Below are 500 nucleotides of genomic sequence, written 5' to 3'. Positions count from 1 at the left end.
CGTAGTTGGCGTTGACGGTGTAGCGACCGAGCGCGGTGAGATCCAGATTATTGTCGGTTTTGTCGCGATCGGCATTATTGAAATTGGCGGCGTCCCGGGTCTGGTTCATCATTCCCGCAGGTACGCCTACGGTCGGGAATGTCGCCAGATTGTAGCCATGTACCGGACCCGCATTGGTCGTGACGAGCTCGTAGCGCGCGCCGAGCAGTGTCATCCATTGGGGGCTCAGCTGCTTTTCCCATTCACCGAAGAGCGCGGTGCGGTTGCGTTCGCCATCGTTGATATTTATGAACGTATTGGGAGACATCCCGCCGGTACCCGAGGGTGGCCACCAGTCATTAAGCGTGTAATGCTGAACTTCGCCGCCGATGCGCAGGAGGTCCTGCAAACTCAAGTTGATACTGGCTTTGATGCTGGCCCCGGTCGTTTTGCCTTTGGTGTTCATCGGCATGCCATTGATGGCTGTCCCATAGGCCAGTTGCTTGTCGGCACCGAAATTC

At 56.8% G+C, this 500-nt stretch carries 1 pseudogene; it reads right to left on the bottom strand.

The annotated features are described in order from the left end of the window. Positions 1-500, bottom strand: a pseudogene (locus PROAA_RS13925) (TonB-dependent receptor); the annotation flags it as partial.

Origin of the sequence: Candidatus Propionivibrio aalborgensis, from assembly GCF_900089945.1 — a bacterium.
Taxonomy (GTDB): Bacteria; Pseudomonadota; Gammaproteobacteria; order Burkholderiales; family Rhodocyclaceae; genus Propionivibrio; species Propionivibrio aalborgensis.
The sequence above is the reverse complement of the archived record's forward strand: the minus strand, read 5'-3'. Positions and strand labels throughout refer to the sequence as shown.